Origin of the sequence: Bacillus sp. TH25, assembly GCF_016650935.1 — a bacterium.
GTDB classification, from domain to species: Bacteria; Bacillota; Bacilli; order Bacillales; family Bacillaceae_G; genus Bacillus_A; species Bacillus_A mycoides.
Genome location: NZ_JAEKEU010000039.1, coordinates 439,356 through 460,976 on the forward strand (window position 1 = coordinate 439,356; position 21,621 = coordinate 460,976).

18 protein-coding genes and 1 other annotated feature are annotated in these 21,621 nt (G+C 37.6%); of the genes, 15 read left to right on the forward strand and 3 right to left on the reverse strand.

Features of this window, described 5'->3' with window-relative positions; all coding sequences use genetic code 11:
• Window positions 1-98 precede the first annotated feature (98 nt).
• Window positions 99-755 carry a DUF421 domain-containing protein gene (locus tag JFT89_RS26125; protein ID WP_002015314.1) on the forward strand — a complete coding sequence of 219 codons (657 nt, stop codon included), beginning with the start codon at window positions 99-101 and terminating at the stop codon, window positions 753-755.
• Window positions 756-784: 29 nt separating this feature from the next.
• On the opposite strand, the gene spoVB is transcribed toward JFT89_RS26125, so the two are convergent.
• Entirely contained in the window at window positions 785-2,344 is a 1,560-nt protein-coding gene (gene spoVB / locus JFT89_RS26130; RefSeq protein ID WP_016096079.1) for a stage V sporulation protein B, read from the reverse strand.
• Window positions 2,345-2,530: 186 nt separating this feature from the next.
• Here spoVB and JFT89_RS26135 point away from each other — a divergent pair, with 186 nt between their 5' ends.
• The 12 genes from JFT89_RS26135 (at window position 2,531) to JFT89_RS26190 (ending at window position 17,503) form a co-directional block, all read left to right on the forward strand.
• Complete coding sequence (locus JFT89_RS26135) at window positions 2,531-2,815, forward strand: post-transcriptional regulator (RefSeq protein ID WP_002067224.1); 285 nt, start codon at window positions 2,531-2,533, stop codon at window positions 2,813-2,815.
• A gap of 282 nt (window positions 2,816-3,097) precedes the next feature.
• Entirely contained in the window at window positions 3,098-5,362 is a 2,265-nt protein-coding gene (secDF, locus tag JFT89_RS26140; RefSeq protein WP_002067226.1) for a protein translocase subunit SecDF, read from the forward strand.
• 307 nt (window positions 5,363-5,669) lie between these two features.
• On the forward strand, window positions 5,670-6,563 hold the full coding sequence (locus JFT89_RS26145) for a cation diffusion facilitator family transporter (protein WP_002034095.1): 894 nt from the start codon (window positions 5,670-5,672) through the stop codon (window positions 6,561-6,563).
• Between the two features lie 101 nt (window positions 6,564-6,664).
• The gene (gene recJ / locus JFT89_RS26150) at window positions 6,665-8,986 is read left to right on the forward strand and encodes a single-stranded-DNA-specific exonuclease RecJ (RefSeq protein WP_016096080.1); all 2,322 of its coding nucleotides are present in this window, start codon (window positions 6,665-6,667) and stop codon (window positions 8,984-8,986) included.
• 65 nt (window positions 8,987-9,051) lie between these two features.
• Window positions 9,052-9,564 (forward strand): adenine phosphoribosyltransferase, encoded by a 513-nt coding sequence (locus tag JFT89_RS26155; RefSeq protein WP_002015305.1) that lies wholly within the window; start codon window positions 9,052-9,054, stop codon window positions 9,562-9,564.
• Between the two features lie 211 nt (window positions 9,565-9,775).
• Window positions 9,776-11,959, forward strand: a complete 2,184-nt coding sequence (gene relA, locus JFT89_RS26160; RefSeq protein ID WP_002067229.1) for a GTP diphosphokinase — start codon at window positions 9,776-9,778, stop codon at window positions 11,957-11,959.
• 17 nt (window positions 11,960-11,976) lie between these two features.
• Complete coding sequence (locus JFT89_RS26165) at window positions 11,977-12,417, forward strand: D-tyrosyl-tRNA(Tyr) deacylase (RefSeq protein WP_201040913.1); 441 nt, start codon at window positions 11,977-11,979, stop codon at window positions 12,415-12,417.
• A gap of 117 nt (window positions 12,418-12,534) precedes the next feature.
• Entirely contained in the window at window positions 12,535-12,867 is a 333-nt protein-coding gene (locus JFT89_RS26170) for a YrdB family protein (protein WP_002067230.1), read from the forward strand.
• Between the two features lie 82 nt (window positions 12,868-12,949).
• Window positions 12,950-13,126 carry a hypothetical protein gene (locus JFT89_RS26175; protein ID WP_002015300.1) on the forward strand — a complete coding sequence of 59 codons (177 nt, stop codon included), beginning with the start codon at window positions 12,950-12,952 and terminating at the stop codon, window positions 13,124-13,126.
• 54 nt (window positions 13,127-13,180) lie between these two features.
• Window positions 13,181-13,411: a binding site (T-box leader), on the forward strand.
• Between the two features lie 69 nt (window positions 13,412-13,480).
• Entirely contained in the window at window positions 13,481-14,752 is a 1,272-nt protein-coding gene (hisS, locus tag JFT89_RS26180; RefSeq protein ID WP_002145627.1) for a histidine--tRNA ligase, read from the forward strand.
• A gap of 12 nt (window positions 14,753-14,764) precedes the next feature.
• Window positions 14,765-16,540, forward strand: a complete 1,776-nt coding sequence (aspS, locus tag JFT89_RS26185) for an aspartate--tRNA ligase (protein ID WP_002067242.1) — start codon at window positions 14,765-14,767, stop codon at window positions 16,538-16,540.
• Window positions 16,541-16,735: 195 nt separating this feature from the next.
• Window positions 16,736-17,503: a tRNA threonylcarbamoyladenosine dehydratase gene (locus JFT89_RS26190; protein ID WP_000903181.1), complete on the forward strand. Its 768-nt coding sequence runs from the start codon at window positions 16,736-16,738 to the stop codon at window positions 17,501-17,503.
• Window positions 17,504-17,660: 157 nt separating this feature from the next.
• On the opposite strand, the gene JFT89_RS26195 is transcribed toward JFT89_RS26190, so the two are convergent.
• Window positions 17,661-18,302, reverse strand: coding sequence for an RsfA family transcriptional regulator (locus JFT89_RS26195; RefSeq protein WP_002034101.1), 642 nt, complete (start codon window positions 18,300-18,302; stop codon window positions 17,661-17,663).
• Between the two features lie 37 nt (window positions 18,303-18,339).
• Window positions 18,340-19,626 carry a replication-associated recombination protein A gene (locus JFT89_RS26200; protein ID WP_002067244.1) on the reverse strand — a complete coding sequence of 429 codons (1,287 nt, stop codon included), beginning with the start codon at window positions 19,624-19,626 and terminating at the stop codon, window positions 18,340-18,342.
• 395 nt (window positions 19,627-20,021) lie between these two features.
• Here JFT89_RS26200 and cymR point away from each other — a divergent pair, with 395 nt between their 5' ends.
• Together cymR and JFT89_RS26210 are read left to right on the forward strand one after the other, a co-directional pair.
• Complete coding sequence (gene cymR, locus JFT89_RS26205; RefSeq protein ID WP_000704117.1) at window positions 20,022-20,438, forward strand: cysteine metabolism transcriptional regulator CymR; 417 nt, start codon at window positions 20,022-20,024, stop codon at window positions 20,436-20,438.
• A 35-nt stretch (window positions 20,439-20,473) separates the two neighbouring features.
• On the forward strand, window positions 20,474-21,619 hold the full coding sequence (locus tag JFT89_RS26210) for a cysteine desulfurase family protein (RefSeq protein WP_002067246.1): 1,146 nt from the start codon (window positions 20,474-20,476) through the stop codon (window positions 21,617-21,619).
• Window positions 21,620-21,621 lie beyond the last annotated feature (2 nt).

Genomic DNA, 21,621 nt, shown 5'->3' on the forward strand with positions numbered 1-21,621 from the left:
ATTCCCCCTTTTTAATACAAGCATATTTTCATTTTGCTTAAGTTAGACTAGTTTCTTTTTTGTAGGGGAGCCTATAAGTAAAAAAAGGGGATGTAGAAATGGAATGGGTATCAATAATCGGACGAACAATGCTTTTGTATATAATCATTTTAATTATTTTTCGTCTTATGGGTAAACGTGAAATTGGAGAATTAAGTGTATTAGATTTAGTTGTATTCATTATGCTCGGTGAAATGGCTGTAGTGGCAATCGAAAATACAGATAAATCACTTTGGCATCAATTAGTTCCAATGACTTTTCTTATGTGTATACAAATCATTTTGTCGGTCATTTCTTTAAAGTTTCAGCGTTTTCGGCATTTAATAGAAGGGGAGCCTGCGATTCTTGTGAATGCAGGTAAAATTGATGAAAAAAAGATGCGGAAGCAGCGATATAACATAGATGATTTATTGATGCAACTACGTGAGCAAGGAATCGGAGATGTGCGTGATGTAGAATACGCTATTTTAGAACCATCTGGAAAGTTATCTGTCTTTCAAAAACAAAAAAGTAAAAAGAGCAAAAATGATACACCAATTTTTACACTCCCACTAATTATTGATGGAGAAATTCAATACAATCATTTGCAAATGATCGAACATACAGATGGGTGGCTCGTTGAGAAACTGAATAACTTAGGTTATAAAGATGTGAAACAGATTTTATATTGTAGTTTTCAAAATGGACAGTTTTTCGTTGATTTGAAAGAAAATTAGAGGCTTACCATTTTGAATGGCAAGCCTGCTTACTTCAAAAATGAAAGTTTCCGAATGATAGGGAGACGACTTAATTCTTCTTTTCGAATGAGTTTGAAAACGAAGAGGAGAACGATATAAACGATTGTTGTTAAAGTGATTTCCCATAATGTTTGTATGCCAAGTGAATGAGAAAAAACGATATACTTATGAAGATAAAAACCGAAGGTACCAGCAATCCCGATAGCAATTCCGCCGAAAATATAGTCTTTTGCATAAATGGTAAATGCAATTTTCTTTAAAACAGTGGCGTAGTGAAGGAATGTTACGGTTACTATATTTGCTGCGATGGCGAGGGCAACGCCCATCATTTGGAACTCTGGGCGTGAAGCGAGTACAAAGATAACGATTAATTTTACGATAGCGCCAATGAATGTGTTCATCATAGCAGCGCGTGCTAAGTTTAAAGCTTGTAACACAGATGTAAGGGGGCTTTGAAAATAATGAAATAAAAAGCAAGGTGCAAGAAGCTGGATGAACGCGGCCGCGTTGTCTGATCCGTACATGAGAGTTAAAACTGGAGAAGCAAATACATATAATATAACGACTGACCATCCGCCGGTTATTAAGGAAATTCGAAGTGCTTGTTGTAATCGGTGTTCTACTAATTTGTGTTGTCTCTTTGCCATTGCCTCGCTAATTGATGGGACGAGTGCTGTAGAAAGAGCATATGTAATAAAGGCTGGCAGTGATAGAAGTGGGAACGCATATCCGTTTAATATACCGTATTGCTGAGTTGCGACAGAAGCAGCAACGCCGGCGATCGCTAAGCTTTGCATAACGACGATAGGCTCAAAGAAATAAGAAATGGAACCAATTAAACGGCTTCCTGTAGTTGGTAAAGCAATGTCCATAAGGGAATAAAATGTGTTTTTGCTCTCCTTTACAGTAGTGAAAAATCCAGAGCGTATAGATAAATGTTTTTCGCGTTGGAATAAAGTAAGTAAAAATAATAAAGATGCAACTTCGCCAAGAACAGCTGATAGCATAGCACCGGCTGCAGCATATTCTACGCCGTAAGGTAAAAATAACCGAATGCATACAGCGATAATTGTAATGCGGACAACTTGTTCTATGACTTGAGCGTAAGCGCTCGGCTTCATGTTTTGTTTCCCTTGGAAATAACCACGTAAAACGGAAGAAACTGCAATAACGGGGACGACAGGTAAAATAGCCATTAATGGATAGTAAGTTCTTTCATCTGTTAATAATGTTTTTGCTAAAATAGGTGTGAGTAGCATAATCCCAATTGTTAAAATGATACTAATAATGGATGTAACGGCTAGCGAGACAGTTAATATTTTTTTAACTCTTTGCTTATCGTTCACTGCTTCCGCTTCTGCTACAAATTTTGCGATTGCAACAGGAAGGCCAATTTGTGTTAATGTAATTGCTAAAATGAAGGTGGGGACAGCCATCATATAAAGGCCAACGCCTTCTTCGCCTAAAATACGTGCCATTACAATGCGGTTAATAAATCCAAGGATTTTTGTAATAAAACCGGCTATCATTAAAATAAATGCGCCTTTTAAAAAGCTTTGTCTCGTCATACTCTTCTCCTACCTTCTCAAAATCAATGGAATGATTTACAATAATTTATATGCACGTATGAGACAAGAATGACAAGCATTTAAGAGAGTGAAGTATGAATGGTACTCTTGAAAGAAGTTATTGCTGTCCATTAGAGCGGGATTAAAAGCGACTTTTCGTGCTGAAATAAGAAGGAGATGTTATATATGTTGGATAAAGAGGCTTTGGTAGAATCATACCGCGGACAGTTACAAGTCGTTTTAGAAAGTAAAGTAGAAGAGTTTCAGTTGTTCGGTTACGACCGAGTGACAGATAATGATATTTGGAAGTTTCTCAAGGCAAAAAAGTGGAAAAAGATAAATAGTGATGTTAGGTTATATGAATTAGTAAATGATGTATTAAGAGTAAGTACTAATGAATATATGAATTATTTAACTGTTGAAGCATATCAAGCGCCACTTTGGTCGTTTGATGAATATGAAAATAAATAACCGACTGTAATTGGTTTGTTCTTCCTTTTGCAGTATAATGATAGGTATTGATAAAGAGGAATTAATTATGTCTAAGATTATATATAAAGGAGGTAGTGAAGAGGAAAAATAAATAATGAATAGTGTAGGTATTGTGAAAAGCTTACCGACACAGCTAGTGATGAACTAGCGGAAATACATGTATTTTATAGAAAGTAAGTCTACTAACTAGGCGTATGCACACGTGTAAAAATGAATCGTAAGAGATTTATTGAAAGTGTTAGTAGCAGAAAGAGGGTACATATGGCAAAGCGTGGTACAAGAATTGCCGCCTTTTTCCTCATCGTTTTATTAATTGGTGGAGTAATTGGTGCGGCAGGAAAAGACATAGCAAAAGGAATTAGTCTAGGACTAGACCTTCGCGGTGGTTTTGAAATTCTGTATGAAGTAAAACCAGCCAAAAAAGGTGATAAAATCGATCGTGATGCACTTGTAAGTACAGTAGGTGCTCTTGAAAATCGTGTCAATGTTCTTGGTGTAAGTGAGCCGAACATTCAAATCGAAGGGGAAGATCGAATTCGTGTACAGCTTGCTGGTGTACAAGATCAGCAAAAAGCACGTGAAATGTTATCAACACAAGCGAAACTAACATTCCGTGATGTGGATGATAACCTTCTTATGGACGGAACGGATTTAAAAGGCGGCGGAGCGAAGCAAACATTTGATGAGCAAGGCCGTGCGAGCGTAGGTCTTACACTAAAAAGCGCTGAAAAATTCCGTGAAGTAACTGAAAAGATTTCAAAAATGCCACCACCAACGAATTTAATGGTAATTTGGCTTGATTTTGAAGAAGGAAAAGATTCGTATAAAGCAGAAGCTGCAAAACCGAATCCGAAGTTTTTATCAGCAGCAACAGTAAGCCAAGTATTTAACCAAGCTGAAGTATCTATCGTAGGTGGAAACTTTACAGTTGAAAGTGCGAAAGAACTCTCATCTTTATTAAATGCAGGTGCACTTCCTGTTGATTTAAAAGAAATGTATTCAACATCTGTTGGAGCGAAATTTGGTCAACAAGCATTAGAGCAAACGATTTTCGCTAGTGCAATTGGTATTGCTATGATCTTCTTATTCATGCTTGTATTCTACCGTCTACCAGGACTTGTAGCGGTTATTATGTTAGGTTTATACATTTTCGTTACACTGCTTGTCTTTAACTGGATGCATGCAGTTCTTACATTACCAGGTATTGCGGCATTAGTGCTCGGGGTTGGTATCGCAGTTGATGCGAATATCATTACGTACGAGAGATTGAAGGAAGAGCTTAAAATTGGTAAGTCGATGATGTCAGCATTCCGTGCTGGTAACCATCGCTCGTTATCGACAATTTTAGATGCGAACGTTACAACAATTGCAGCAGCTGGTGTATTATTCGCTTACGGTAATAGCTCTGTAAAAGGATTCGCAACAAGTTTAATCGTAAGTATTTTAGTTGGTTTCATTACGAATGTATTCGGTACTCGTTTCTTACTAGGTTTACTTGTAAAGAGCCGTTACTTTGATAAGAAACTATCTTACTTTGGTGTTAAGGAAAAGGATATTATTCCATTAACAAAAGGTGTAGTACATCCACCGACGAGATTTGATCGTATTAACTTTGTAAATATCGGTCATAAATTTTTCTTATTCTCAATTGTAGTTGTAATTGCTGGGGCAATTATATTACCGATTTTCAAAATGAATCTTGGTATTGACTTTGCAAGTGGTACACGTATCGACTTGCAATCAAAACAAGCAACTACTGTTTCTAATGTTCATAAAGATTTGAAAGAATTGAACATCGATGTGAAGGAAGAAGATATTGTACCGACCGGAGATGACAATAAAGGTTTCGCAGTTCGTACATTAGGTGTTCTATCAAAAGATGAAATTGCGAAAACAAAAACATTCTTCCATGATAAATACGGTACGGAGCCAAACGTAAGTACAGTTTCGCCGACAATCGGTAAAGAGATTGCACGAAATGCATTTATCGCAGTATTAATTGCTTCTGCAGTAATTGTTTTATACGTAAGTATTCGTTTCCGTCTTACGTACGCAGTATCTGCAGTAATCGCATTATTACATGATGCGTTCGTTATGATGGTTGTGTTTAGTCTTTTCCAGATAGAGGTAGATTTAACATTTATCGCTGCGGTATTAACGATTATTGGTTACTCTATCAATGACTCAATCGTTACGTTTGATAGAAACCGTGAGTTATACAAACAGAAAAAACGAGTTCGCGACATAAAAGACCTAGAAGAAATCGTAAACTCAAGTATTCGTCAAACAATTGGTCGTTCAATTAATACAGTGTTAACAGTGTTATTCCCAGTAATCACACTACTTATTTTCGGTAGTGAATCACTGCGTAACTTCTCACTTGCATTATTAATTGGATTAGTTGTAGGTACGTATTCTTCTATTTTCGTGGCTTCTCAAATTTGGTTGATGCTTGAAAACCGTCGTTTGAAAAGGGGAAAAAACAAGAAGAAGGTTGAGAAAGAAGAACCTGAACCGCAAGTATAAAAAAGATGATGTCTCATTATGAGGCATCTCTTTTTTCGTTTGTGGATACAATAAGATAGCAACTTTTGAAAGAACGAAATGGAATAAAGTGGTAATTTTATCGCTGATTTTGTTAAAATAAAGTGAAACTTTAATAAGTGGGGGTTTTGTTCATCCCCACTTATTATTAGCCCTCACCAATCGGGCTTTTACGGGCAGTTGATCTCCCACCTAACTTCCTTGTATTTGCTGGATTTTGAGGTGGGGGGCTTACTGCCCGCAAATAGCGGGATAAAAAGATAGGTTAAGAAAAGAAGGGATTTCAATTATGGAAAAAGATGAACGTTTTAAACAGGCCGAGTTTGGTGCTATTGTCGGAATCGTTGGTAATATTATATTAGCGATTGTAAAAGCGGTAATTGGTTATATTGGAAACAGTAAGGCACTTTTAGCGGATGCAGTGCATTCTGGATCAGATGTAATTGGCTCGTTAGCTGTACTTTTTGGATTACGAGCGGCAAAGCAACCGCCTGATGAAGATCATCCGTATGGTCATGGTAAAGCGGAATCGATTTCAGCGATTATTGTTGCGGTATTATTATTTATTGTTGGAATAGAGATAGCGATTTCGTCTATAAAAGCTTTTTCACAAGATTTGGAACCACCAAAAGGAATTACGATTTTTGCAGTTATTCTTTCGATTGTAGTGAAAGAAGGGATGTTTCAGTATAAATATCGATTAGGGAAGAGGATAAATAGTGCTGCAATTATTGCGAATGCATATGAACATCGTTCGGATGTTTTTTCTTCAATTGCAGCTTTAATCGGCATTTGTGCAGCTATTATCGGCGGTAAGTTAGGTATAGATTGGCTTGTATATGCCGATCCAATTGCGGGATTATTTGTTTCAATTCTCGTTGCTAAGATGGCGTGGAGTATTGGAGCAGAAGCTATTCATGCAACGCTCGATCATGTTCTGCATGAAGAAGATGTTGTTCCGCTTAGGGAGGCAGTTTTTCAAGTGGAAGGTGTGAAAAAAATCGGCTCTTTATATGCAAGAGAACATGGTCACTATGTTATTGTCGATATTAAAGTATCTGTAGATCCATATATCACTGTAGAAGAAGGTCACCGCATCGGAAAACATGTAAAAGAAAAACTTATGAAACAAGATAACGTACAAAACGTTTTTGTACATATTAATCCGTATTCTCCAAATTAAACATAACAGATATTTAATTATATAGATATCGAATCGTAGTTTGCATTATATTGTCACCCCTTAATCTGTCTTGTATAATGGATAGGTTAAGGGGTGATTTCGTGTTACAACCGAAGACGCGTTGGAAAGAAAAAGAATATAATGAGGAACTAGTGAGTGAATTAGCAAATAAATTGCAACTATCACCTCTTGTGACTTCATTATTTCTTGGCAGAGGCTTAAATACAGAAGATAAGATTGTAGACTTTTTAAATACAGCAGATCAAGAATTTCATGATCCATTTTTACTTGAAGGAATGGATCGGACTGTAGAACGTGTGAAAAAAGCTATTGAAAATGGAGAACAAATATTAATATTTGGCGATTACGATGCGGACGGAGTAAGTAGTACGACTGTGTTATATCTTGCTCTCAAAGAATTAGGTGCAGAAGTAGAGTTTTATATTCCAAATCGTTTTACTGAAGGCTATGGGCCAAATGAAGAAGCGTTTCGTTGGGCGCACAGTGCAGGGTTCTCACTAATTATTACTGTCGATACTGGTATCGCAGCGGTACATGAAGCGAAGGTAGCGAAGGAACTTGGAATAGATCTTATTATTACAGATCATCATGAGCCACCACCAGAATTACCAGAGGCACTTGCGATTATTCACCCGAAATTAGAAGGCGGTGTTTATCCGTTTCATTATTTAGCGGGTGTTGGTGTTGCATTTAAAGTTGCACATGCACTTTTGGGCCGTGTGCCAGAGCATTTGTTGGAAATTGCAGTAATCGGTACGGTAGCCGATTTAGTATCGCTTCATGGTGAAAATAGATTGTTAGTACAGCGTGGACTGAAGCATATGCGAATGACTCGGAATATCGGTTTAAAGGCGTTATTTAAAGTTGCTAACGTTTCGCAAAGCGAAATTACAGAAGAAAGCATCGGGTTCGCACTCGCACCTCGTATTAATGCAGTTGGTCGTTTGGAAGATGCAACACCTGCTGTACACCTTTTATTATCAGAAGATCCAGAGGAAGCGAAAGAGCTAGCTGAAGAAATTGATGAGCTGAACAAACTTCGAAAAGATATTGTAAAGCAAATTACTGAAGAAGCTATCGCTGAAGTCGAAAATAATTTCCCGCCAGAAGAAAATAAAGTATTAGTCCTTGCAAAAGAAGGTTGGAATCCAGGGGTAATTGGAATTGTCGCTTCTAAGTTAGTTGAACGTTTTTATCGTCCAACGATTGTATTAAGCATTGATCCTCATAAAGAAACAGCAAAGGGATCGGCTCGTAGTATTGCAGGATTTGATTTGTTTGCAAACCTTTCAGATTGCCGTGAATTGTTACCGCATTTCGGAGGTCATCCGATGGCAGCGGGAATGACGCTTAATATGAATGATGTGGATGAATTAAGACGCAGGTTAAATGAGCAAGCAGATGTAATTTTAACAGCAGAAGATTTTATTCCGATTACAGCAGTGGATGCATTTTGTAAAGTAGAGGATGTAACGCTTGCCGCGATTGAGGAGATGCAAAAGTTAGCGCCATTTGGCGTAGGAAATCCGAAACCGCGTATTGCGGTGAAAGATGCTGACTTAGAAAGTATCCGTGCAATTGGATCTGATGGATCTCATTTGAAAATGGCTCTTCGTGAGGGACAAGCAACACTGGATACAATTGGATTTGGATTTGGTGCTTATGCGAAAGAAATCTCTCCAGTTGCGAAGGTTTCTGTAGTAGGAGAAGTGTCCATTAATGAATGGAATAACTTTAAAAAGCCGCAATTAATGGTGCAAGATATTGCTGTAGAGGCATGGCAATTATTTGACTGGCGTAGTATGCGTAATGTAGAAGCAAATTTAGCAGAACTTCCGAAAGAAAAAATAACCATGGTGTATTTTTCTGAAGAGGTATTGAATAAGTTTTCTTTAGAAGGCTATAAAGAACAGCTCGTGCATGCATCAGAGGTAACACATTTAGATGATCAATATATTGTGTTACTCGATTTGCCGAAAGGAACAGATGAATTGCGTGATTTATTTAAAGTAGGATTTCCATCTCGAATTTACACGCTATTTTATCAAGAGAACAATCATTTATTTAGTACGGTCCCAACGAGGGAACATTTTAAATGGTACTATTCTTTCTTAAACCAAAAAACACCATTTTCTTTAAAGCAATATGGGGAACAACTGTGTCGTCATAAAGGTTGGTCAAAAGATACAGTAAATTTCATGACACAGGTGTTTTTTGAGTTAGAATTTGTTACAATAAAAGACGGTGTCATTTTTATGGCAGACAAAAAACAAAAGCGTGATTTAATTGAATCGAACACATATCGTGAGAAAATGAACCACTTACAATTAGAGAAAGAATTGGTTTATAGCACATATCAGCAACTATATACATGGTTTGAAACGATTCGTGATCATAAATAAGTAGAACAGTTAGGGTAAAGGATTTGTATTTACAAACCTTTTATATCTGAGGAGGATTCAGAAATATGGATTTCAAGCAACATATCGCAATTGTACCAGATTATCCGAAAGAAGGTATTGTGTTTAAAGACATTACACCTTTAATGAACGACGGAAAAGCATATAAAGCAGCAACAGATGCAATCGTTGAGTATGCAAATAAAAGAGACATTGATGTTGTAGTAGGACCAGAAGCGCGTGGTTTTATTATTGGTTGCCCAGTTTCTTATGCATTAGAAGTAGGTTTCGCACCAGTTCGTAAATTAGGGAAATTACCACGTGAAGTAATTACAGTTGACTACGGTAAAGAATATGGAACGGACGTTTTAACAATCCATAAAGATGCAATTAAGCCAGGCCAACGTGTATTAATTACAGATGACTTATTAGCTACAGGTGGAACAATCGAAGCGACAATTAAACTAGTTGAAGAACTTGGTGGAGTTGTAGCAGGAATTGCATTTTTAGTAGAGCTTACTTACTTAGATGGTCGTAAAATGTTAGATGGTTACGATGTATTAGTATTAGAAAAATACTAATCATTATATAGGTGAAACTACGGTGATAAAAAAGTACCCGTGAATCTCTTGGAGAGGAGCGGGTACTTTTGTATAATTGCACAAAAAAACATGGTGAAATGTCAGTAAAATCTTTTCCTTTTCACAATTCACAATCATTGGGTTATAATGATAGAATATAATTTATTCTACTTAATAAAGATAAAGTCAATTTTCAATAAAAGGTGATTCGATGGCAAATGAGCAAGTACTAACAGCTGAACAGGTACTCGAGAAAGCAAGTCAATATTTAGCGGATGGAGATATTGAGCTAGTGGCACGTGCCTATGAATATGCGCGTGATGCACATAGCGAACAATATAGAAAATCGGGTGAACCATATATTATTCACCCAATTCAAGTTGCAGGTATTTTAGTTGATTTACACATGGATCCGGCTACAGTATCGGCAGGTTTCTTACATGATGTAGTGGAAGATACAGAAATTACATTAGAAGACATTGAACGGGAATTTAATAAAGAAATCGCTATGCTTGTCGATGGTGTTACAAAGCTTGGAAAGATTAAATATAAATCCCATGAGCAGCAACAAGCAGAAAACCATCGCAAAATGTTTATTGCAATGGCTCAAGATATTCGAGTTATTTTAATTAAACTAGCTGATCGTCTTCATAACATGCGTACATTGAAACATTTGCCTCAAGAGAAGCAGCGTCGCATTGCGAATGAAACGTTAGAAATCTTTGCACCTTTAGCACATAGACTCGGAATTAGTACTATTAAATGGGAGTTAGAGGATACGTCACTCCGCTATTTAAACCCACAGCAATATTATCGTATTGTAAATTTAATGAAGCGTAAACGTGCAGAGCGTGAAGAATATTTAGATGAAGTAATGACTGGTATTCGTGAGAAATTAAAAGAAGTTTCAATTCAACCTGAGATTTCTGGAAGACCAAAACATATTTACAGTATTTATCGTAAAATGGCATTGCAAAATAAACAGTTCAATGAAATTTACGATTTATTAGCTGTACGTGTCGTTGTAAATAGTATTAAAGATTGTTACGCGGTGCTTGGAATTATTCATACGTGCTGGAAGCCAATGCCAGGTCGTTTTAAAGATTATATTGCAATGCCGAAAGCAAATCTATATCAATCTCTTCATACAACTGTAATTGGACCGAAAGGTGATCCGCTAGAAGTGCAAATTCGTACGAAAGAAATGCACGAAATTGCAGAATTCGGTATCGCGGCACACTGGGCGTATAAAGAAGGAAAAACAGCAGAAACAACGGGTACATTAGAGAAGAAACTAACTTGGTTCCGTCAAATATTAGAATGGCAAAATGAAGCTTCTAATGCAGAAGAGTTTATGGAATCATTAAAAATTGATTTGTTCTCTGACATGGTATTCGTCTTCACACCGAAAGGCGATGTAATGGAATTACCTCTTGGCTCTGTCCCAATTGATTTTTCATATCGTGTCCATTCGGAAATTGGAAACAAAACAATTGGTGCAAAAGTAAACGGGAAAATGGTGACACTTGATTATAAGCTGAAGACTGGTGACATCATTGAAATTTTAACATCGAAACATTCTTATGGCCCAAGTCAAGATTGGGTAAAGCTTGCTCAAACATCTCATGCGAAAAATAAAATACGTCAATTCTTTAAGAAGCAACGTAGAGATGAAAATATTGAAAAAGGCCGTGAACTTGTTGAAAAAGAAGTGCGTGGCTTAGAGTATGAGATGAAAGAAGTATTAGCACTTGATAATTTAAAACGTGTTGCTGAGAAGTTTAACTTTGCAAATGAAGAAGATATGTTTGCAGCAGTTGGATACAACGGCATTACAGCTGCACAAATTGTTACGCGACTAACGGACAAGTTCCGTAAACAACGTGAAGAAGAAGAAATCGTTGAAGTTAAAGAAGTTCGTAAACCGATGAAAATTCGAAAATGGGATTCTGGTGTAAAGGTAAGTGGTGCAGATAATTTGTTAATTCGTTTATCAAAATGCTGTAACCCAGTTCCAGGCGATGATATCGTTGGGTATATTACGAAAGGTCGAGGCGTATCAATTCACCGTTGCGATTGCGTCAATGTGCATACAGAAGAAGCGGTGGAGCGTTTACTAGAAGTAGATTGGGAAGGTAGTCCTGAAAAAGAAATTGAGTACAATGTTGATATTGAAATTTCAGGCTATGATCGTCGTGGTTTATTGAATGAAGTATTACAAGCTGTTACAGAAACGAAGACGTATATCTCAGCTGTTTCTGGTAGAAGTGATCGTAATAAGATGGCAACGATTAACATGTCGATTTCTATTCGAAACTTACAACACTTGAAAAAAGTAGTAGAGCGCATTAAACGTGTTCCGGAAATTTATGCCGTACGACGCATGATGCATTAATAGGGAGTGTAGAAAAGATGAGAGTTGTTTTACAACGATCAAAGGAAGCGTCTGTCACAGTAGATGGCGAGATTGTAGGACAAATTCCATTCGGTTTAACATTACTAGTTGGCATTACGTATGAAGATACAGAAAAAGATGCAACTTATATCGCAGAAAAAATTGCAAACCTACGTATTTTTGAAGATGAGAGCGGAAAGATGAACCACTCTGTACTTGATATGAAGGGACAAGTTCTATCTATTTCGCAATTTACATTATACGGAGATTGCCGCAAGGGAAGACGTCCAAACTTTATGGATGCTGCGAAACCTGATTATGCAGAGCATTTATATGATTTCTTTAATGAAGAAGTTCGTAAACAAGGACTGCATGTGGAGACAGGACAGTTCGGAGCAATGATGGACGTTTCTTTAATCAATGATGGTCCGGTGACCTTAATTGTAGAAAGTAAATAGTGTTGCCGGGGAAGAGAGGATTATAGAATCCTCTCTTTTTTCATACATTGTGGTATGTTTTGTTTAGTTACAATAGGATTTAATTTGAAGAGGAATAAAAGGAAAAGAAGGTGTAGCATGCTTCAAGAATTCAATATAGCTTTACGTTTTATGCTGGAGTTATGCGTTCTTGGGATTGTTGGATACTGGGGGTTCCGAATAGGAGAAATACCTGTTGTAAAAAGTACACTGGCTATTATTCTTCCGATTGTTGTTGCTGTCATATGGGGGCTATTTGGAGCTCCACACGCAGAGTGGGAATTGCGTGGTATATTGCATGTATTGTTAGAAATTATCGTGTTTGGAGTAGGTGTTGCAGCGTTGTATCATTTGAAGCACCCTTTACTTGCGAGTGGATTGGCTACCGTTATTATTGTTAATCGCATTCTTATGTTTATTTGGAATCAATAACTGTTTCGGCTATGTATAACTATCTCATCAATATGGAACAATAAAAAGTAAAACAACCATATTGAATGTGAGGGATATACGTATGCGTATGAATGAAAAAGGGCATTCTGTTACAAATGGTGCAAATCAACTGTTTAACGTAAATTTACATGATTTTATTTCAAAAGAACAAAACAATACTTCAATGGAGCTTGCTTCTGAGTTTGGAATTTCACTACAAGATGTAAAGCGTCTAAAGAAGCAAATTGAGCGCTCTTAGAGCACTTGACAATCCTACTCAACAAACGTATAGTAATTTTATATTTACATATGAATATAGCCGTTGATAGAGGAGAGTAAATGAGATACACATGGAAAGAGAAGAAATGTCCTAGGCTGAAAACATTTCTACATGATGACTGATTGAATGACACTCTGTAGGTTTCAACTTGAAAGGCTTATACGCTTAGTAGAGATGAACGCAAATTTAAGCGTTATTAAAAAAGTGGAAGCATACGTGCTTCAATTAGGGTGGCACCACGGGTATAATACTCTCGTCCCTACTGTTCAAACAGTAGAGGCGGGAGTTTTTTTATTTTTATTAAGATTAAAACAATTTGAGGAGGAACTGAATATGTCTATTCAAATCCCACGCGGAACGCAAGATATTCTTCCAGGTAGTGTTGAGTTATGGCAGTATATCGAAGGGCAAGCGCGCGACATTTGCCGTCGTTACAATTATAAAGAAATTCGTACACCAATTTTTGAGCACACAGAGCTATTTTTACGTGGTGTTGGTGATACGACAGATATCGTACAAAAAGAAATGTATTCATTCCAAGACCGTGGAGAGCGTAGTTTAACATTACGTCCAGAAGGTACTGCACCTGTTGTACGTTCTTACGTTGAGAACAAAATGTTCGGTGATGCAACACAACCAACAAAATTATACTATATCGGCCAAATGTTCCGTTATGAAAGACCACAAGCAGGTCGCTATCGTCAATTCGTACAATTCGGTATTGAAGCAATTGGTAGTAACGATCCAGCAATTGATGCAGAAGTAATTGCACTTGCTGTAGAGTTTTACCGCGGTATGGGCTTAAAAAATATTAAAGTTGTATTAAATAGCTTAGGTGATGCAGCGAGTCGTCAAGCACACCGTGATGCGTTAATTGCTCACTTTGAGCCGCGCATCGGAGAATTCTGTTCTGATTGCCAATCTCGCTTAGAAAAAAACCCTCTTCGTATTTTAGACTGTAAGAAGGACCGTAATCATGAATTAATGAGCACGGCACCATCTATTACAGAATACTTAAACGAAGATTCAGCAGTATACTACGACAAAGTACAAGAACTACTAACGATGATGGATGTTCCATTTGAGAAAGATCCGAATTTAGTGCGTGGTTTAGACTACTACCAACACACTGTTTTTGAAATTATGAGTGAGGCAGAAGGTTTCGGTGCTATCACAACATTAAGTGGCGGTGGCCGTTATAACGGACTTGTACAAGAAATCGGTGGACCGGAAATGCCAGGTATCGGTTTTGCGATGAGTATTGAGCGTTTAATTATGGCGCTGAAGGCTGAAAATATTGAGTTACCAATTGAACATAGTATTGATTGTTACGTTGTAGCACTTGGTGAAAAAGCGAAAGACCAAGCTGCGAAAATTGCGTTTGATCTTCGTAAAGCTGGACTAGCAGTTGAAAAAGATTATTTAGATCGCAAAATGAAAGCACAATTTAAATCTGCAGATCGTTTAAATGCGAAATACGTAGCTGTATTAGGGGAAGATGAGCTAGATAAAGGCATCATTAACTTAAAAGATATGGCAACAGGCGGACAAGAAGAAGTAGCGTTAGATGTATTTGCTTCATATGTAGCAGAGAAATTAATATAGGGGGAACTTAAAGTGGCTGAAAGAACACATGCATGCGGAAAAGTAACAGTAGAAGCGGTTGGACAAACAGTTCAATTAAAAGGTTGGGTACAAAAACGCCGTGATTTAGGTGGATTAATCTTTATCGACTTACGTGACCGTACAGGTATCGTACAAGTTGTATTTAATCCAGAAACATCAAAAGAAGCGTTAGAAGTAGCAGAAACGATTCGTAGCGAATACGTATTACACGTAGAAGGTACAGTTGTTGAACGTGGTGAAGGCGCAATTAATGATAATATGGCAACTGGTCGTATTGAAGTACAAGCATCGAAAGTAAATGTATTAAACGCAGCGAAAACAACGCCAATCATTATTGCTGATGATACAGATGCATCAGAAGATGTGCGTTTAAAATATCGTTACTTAGACTTACGTCGTCCTGCAATGTTCAACACATTCAAAATGCGTCATGACGTAACGAAAACAATTCGTAACTTCTTAGATACAGAAGAGTTCTTAGAAGTTGAAACACCAATTTTAACGAAGAGCACGCCAGAAGGAGCTCGCGACTATTTAGTACCAAGCCGTGTGCATGATGGTGAATTTTATGCATTACCTCAATCTCCGCAGCTATTTAAACAGCTTCTTATGGTCGGTGGATTTGAGCGTTACTATCAAGTAGCACGTTGTTTCCGTGACGAAGATTTACGTGCGGACCGTCAACCGGAATTCACGCAAATTGATATCGAGGCATCATTCTTAACACAAGATGAAATTTTAGAAATGATGGAGCGTATGATGACGAAAGTCATGAAGGATGCAAAAGGTGTAGAAGTTAGTGCACCATTCCCTCGTATGAAATATGCTGATGCAATGGCTCGCTTTGGTTCTGATAAGCCGGATACACGCTTTGAAATGGAACTAAAAGACCTATCTGAATTTGCAGTAGGTTGTGGATTTAAAGTATTTACAAGTGCTGTAGAAAACGGCGGACAAGTAAAAGCGATTAACGCAAAAGGTGCAGCGAGCAAATACTCTCGTAAAGACATCGATGCATTAACTGAATTCGCAAAAGTATACGGTGCAAAAGGTCTAGCTTGGCTTAAAGTTGAAGAAGACGGCTTAAAAGGACCGATTGCGAAATTCTTCGGTGAAGAAGATGCAAACGTGTTAATGAGTACATTAGAAGCGGATGCTGGTGACTTATTATTATTCGTAGCAGATAAGAAGAGCGTTGTTGCAGATAGCTTAGGTGCACTTCGTTTACGTTTAGGTAAAGAACTTGAGCTAATTGACGAAAGTAAATTTAACTTCCTATGGGTAACTGATTGGCCACTTCTTGAGTACGATGAAGATGCAGATCGTTACTTCGCAGCTCACCACCCATTCACAATGCCATTCCGTGAAGACGTTGAGTTATTAGAAACAGCACCAGAAAAAGCACGTGCACAAGCATATGACCTTGTATTAAACGGTTATGAGCTTGGTGGTGGATCACTTCGTATTTACGAGCGTGACGTACAAGAAAAAATGTTCAAAGCACTTGGATTCTCACAAGAAGAAGCACAAGAACAATTCGGATTCTTATTAGAAGCATTCGAATACGGTACACCACCACACGGCGGAATCGCATTAGGTTTAGACCGTCTTGTTATGTTACTTGCAGGTCGTACGAACCTTCGTGATACAATTGCATTCCCGAAAACAGCAAGCGCAAGCTGCTTATTAACAGAAGCGCCAAGTCCAGTTGCAGAAGCTCAGCTTGAAGAGCTAAGCTTAAAATTGAGCTTGAAAGAAGAGAAGTAAGAATAGAGTCTAGATGGTTATACTATAGCCGTCTAGGCTTTTTTTATAGAGGTTGTTTAAAAAGTCCGGTTTACATTATGTTTTCCTTGTTTGAAATATGTATTTTTAGGAATTCTATAACTTTTTCTATACAAATAGTCGGAAAAACGCTAGAATACATGGTAGACCATTTTTGTAATAGGAGTGTAGAGCTGAATGTTACATCAATTTTCACGTAATGAATTAGCCTTTGGAAAAGAAGGCCTTGAAATATTAAAAAATAGTACAGTCGGTATTTTAGGTATTGGCGGCGTAGGATCATTTTCGGCAGAAGCGTTAGCACGTTCTGGCGTAGGACGTCTTGTATTAGTTGACAAAGATGTTGTAGATATTACAAACGTAAACCGTCAAATTCACGCGTTAGTATCTACTGTAGGACGTTCAAAAGTAGAATTAATGAAAGAGCGTATTGCAGATATTAATCCAGAGTGTGAAGTAATTGGACTAGAGATGTTTTATACAGATGAAACATATGAAGAGTTCTTTAAACACGGTTTAGATTTCGTAGTAGATGCATCTGATACGATTACGTTCAAAATTCATTTAATTAAACAATGTTTACGTCGTAAAATCAAAATTATCTCATGTATGGGTGCGGCAAATAAAATGGACCCAACTCGTTTCCGTATTGCGGACATTTCTAAAACACATACAGATCCAATTGCGAAAGTAATTCGTACGAAGCTTCGTAAAGATGGTATTAAAAAAGGTGTAAAAGTTGTCTTCTCTGACGAAAACCCAATCGTAATTCGTGAAGAAGTACGTAAAGAAATCGTACCAGACGAAAATGCAAAAATTCGTAAAGCGAAATTACCACCTTCTTCAAATGCATTCGTGCCATCTGTGGCTGGTTTAATTATGGCAAGTCACGTTGTACGTGAGCGTATTAAAAACGTAGAAGTGAAGCGTGTAGGGCAAGAATAAAAGGAAAGCATATATCCATTTCGGATATATGCTTTTTGTATGTTTTAAAGAAATGTCGATGTCGAATCGTTAATATAATTTCATTTACTGTGTTGCTTTTTCACTAAGGGAAAATAAACAGGGATGTCACTTAGTTGAAAAAGTGGCATCCCTGTTTTTAGTTTTCTGCAGAATATATAATATCTAAATTTCCATTTTGATCGGTTTTGAAAATCGGAGCAATTTGCTCTTCTTGTTCTTCGACCGAAACAAGTTTTCGAGCACGATCCATAATTCTAACAAGCATTGCATAATCTTCTTCGATTGCTTGTTGTTTTTTTGTGAGAACAGCTAATTTTGCTTCAAGTTCATTATTCATTTTTTGCAGGGAAGTGAGCTGATCTTGTAATACGTCATTTTCAGTTTGTAACTTTGCGAGTGAAGGGTTATTGTGCTCCAAGTTTTGCAAAAATGAGATGACATTTTGCATTGTAAGATCTTGTTTATTTGGGACAATATCTTCTGAAAACTCGGCATCGATTACGAGCTGCCGAGTTTGTGTGAACTGCTCTTTTTCTATTTTAGCTTCCGAACGCTTTAATTCTTTACGTTGTTTTTTTGCGATTTGCACCGCATCTTCATAATATGGTCTTACTTCAGCATTCCATCTAAAGCCACAAGCTGCTGAAGTTCGGTTTAATGTATCACCAACTTCATCGAATGCTTTTATTTGTGTACTTCCGCTGCGAATATGTCGTAAAACAGTTTCTGCTAAAAGGAGATCGTCTTCTTTTGTCCATGCATCTTGACGTGTTTTCATAAGCGAACCCTCCGTAATGGTGACGTTTTCGCTTATATTACCCTTTATTCTTCGTTTTATGCGAACTTTGTAATCTTTCATAAACAGTAGAAAGTGCTTGTTCAAATTTTCCTGTCGTTTTCGGTTTATAATATTGCTTGTTTTTAATTTTATCAGGTAAGTATTGTTGTTGTACCCAACCGTTTGGGTGATCGTGTGGATATAAGTATCCGATGCCTCTTCCTAACGATTCGGCTCCTTTATAATGACTATCTTTTAAATGACTTGGAATATCGCCTGTTTGGCCATTACGTAAATCGTGTAGTGCGGCATCGAGTGCTTTATAGGCCGAATTTGATTTCGGTGATAGACAAAGTTCAATAACAGCATTTGCAAGTGGTATGCGTGCCTCTGGGAAGCCGACCCGTTCAGCTGATTCAATCGCTGCAAGTGTACGTTGTCCAGCTTGTGGGCTAGCAAGTCCGATATCTTCATATGCCATAATAAGCAGACGTCTACCGATGCTTTGTAAGTCACCAGCTTCAATAAGACGTGCTAAATAATGAAGCGCGGCGTTCACATCACTTCCGCGTACTGATTTTTGAAAAGCAGATAAAACGTCATAGTGAGCATCGCCACCTTTGTCGTGAACGAAACTCTTTTTCTGTAAGCATTCTTCTGCGATTTCAAGTGTAATTTCCGCGGCTTTGTCGTCAGTTGTAAAGCTAGATAAAACAGCTAGTTCAAGTGCATTATAAGCTGAGCGCATATCTCCGCCTGACGCATTTGCAAAGTGATGTAATGCTTCATCCGTAACAGTTACATCATATTCCCCAAGCCCTTTTTCTTTATCTTCAAGCGCTCGTTTTAAGCCAATTAAAATATCATCTTCTGTTAATGCGTGTAATTCGAAGATTTGACAACGACTTCGAATAGCAGAATTAATAGCATGGAACGGATTGCTTGTCGTTGCACCAATTAAAGTAAGAAGTCCGCTTTCTAAATGGGGTAATAGAAAGTCTTGCTTCGCTTTATCTAGCCTATGAACTTCATCCAAAATTAAAACGAGGTGCCGATGCATCTTCGCTTCCTGTACGACAACTTCCATATCTTTTTTATTATGAGTAACAGCGTTTAAGAGGCGAAACAGGGTTCCAGTACTTCCTGCAATTGCGCTAGCGATTGATGTTTTTCCTGTGCCTGGAGGACCGTATAAAATCATTGATTGAAAATGATTTGCTTGGACCATACGCCATAAAATCTTGCCTTCACCAACTAAATGCTGTTGTCCGATAATTTCTTGAATATTTGTAGGGCGCATTCGATGTGCGAGTGGTTGTTTCATTTGACCCTCTCCCTTAATGTATAATCTCATTCTATCGTATCATTTTTTTTTGATGAAATTTGAAATAGGATGCTGTTTTGTGGGGAAAATGAATATGAATATTCCTATTTTTCTTTCAATTGTAATAATTTCCGAGTTTTTCAATGTGATTTTATGTTATCATTTTGATACACAAGTTGAAATTTCTTATAATACTATATTATGCTATAATTTCATAGGATTTTAAATTGTGTTCTTTTATAAAGTGAAACTTTAATTAGTGGGGGTTTTGTTCATCCCCCACCTAACTTCTTTGCTCCAGCCGAATTTTGAGGTGGGAGTTTTACTGCCCGCAAATAGCGGGATAAATAAGATATAACCAATAGAAGTGAAAATTTGAAATGAGGTGCAAATAGATGAAGATTTCAACGAAAGGCCGCTACGGCTTAACAATTATGATCGACCTTGCAAAAAAGTTTGGTGAAGGCCCAATTTCATTAAAATCAATTGCACAGGCACATGACCTATCTGAGCATTACTTAGAGCAATTAATTTCACCACTTCGTAACGCTCGTCTTGTAAAGAGTACGCGTGGTGCATATGGCGGATATGTATTATCTGATCAGCCAGTCAACATTACAGCTGGAGATGTAATCCGTGTACTAGAGGGTCCAATTAGTGTTGTAGAAATGATAGAAGAAGAAGAACCAGCACAACGCCAATTATGGATGCGTGTTCGTGATGCAGTGCAAGAAGTATTAGATAGTACAACTTTAGAAGATTTAGTACGTTATGAGGAAGAAAATCACGGGGGCTATATGTTTTACATTTAATTCCTTGTGAAACGATTTGGAAAGAAGGAGATTTAATGGAACGCATTTACTTAGATCATGCTGCGACATCTCCGACTCACCCAGAAGTGGTCGAAAAGATGATTCCATATATGACAGAAACATTTGGAAACCCGTCTAGTATTCACTTTTATGGGCGTCAAACGCGCCATGCGGTAGATGAGGCGAGACGTGTGTGTGCACGTAGCATTCACGCGAGTCCAAATGAAATTATATTCACGAGCGGTGGTACAGAAGCTGATAATTTAGCACTTATAGGTGTAGCGCGTGCGAATCGTCATAAAGGTAACCACATTATTACAACGCAAATTGAACATCATGCGATTTTGCATACGTGTGAATTGTTAGAGCGTGAAGGATTTGAAGTGACGTATTTACCTGTTGATGAAACAGGGCGTGTTCAAGTTTCTGACATACAAAAGGCACTAACGGAAGAGACGATTCTTGTATCTATTATGTTCGGGAATAATGAAGTAGGGACAATACAACCAATTGTGGAAATAGGAAAGTTGTTAAAAGAGCATCAAGCTTATTTCCACACAGATGCTGTACAAGCTTACGGTTTAATAGAAATAGATGTGAAAGAGTTTGGTATTGATTTATTATCGATTTCCGCTCACAAAATTAATGGCCCAAAAGGTGTAGGATTCCTATATGCTGGTGCAAATGTGAAATTTGAACCGTTATTAATAGGCGGAGAGCAAGAAAGAAAACGTCGTGCTGGTACTGAAAATGTACCTAGTATTGCTGGACTTCAACATGCAGTTTCGCTAGCTGAAAAAACTCGTGAGCAAAAAAATGCCCAATATGAAGAGTTTAAAGATATAATGGTATCTGTCTTCAAAAATGAGGACATTCATTTCGAGGTAAACGGAGACTTGGAATATCGCTTACCACATGTGTTTAATATAAGTTTTACAGGAATGAATATTGAACCGTTTCTTGTAAACCTAGACTTAGCTGGTATTGCAGTATCAAGTGGTTCTGCTTGTACAGCTGGTTCGATTGATCCATCACATGTATTAGTGGCGATGTTCGGAAAAGACTCCGATCAAATACGTTCATCCGTACGCTTTAGTTTCGGACTTGGAAATACGAAAGAGCAAATTGAAAAAGCGGCGTACGAAACAGTGAAAATCGTGAAGCGATTAACACAAAATTAGCA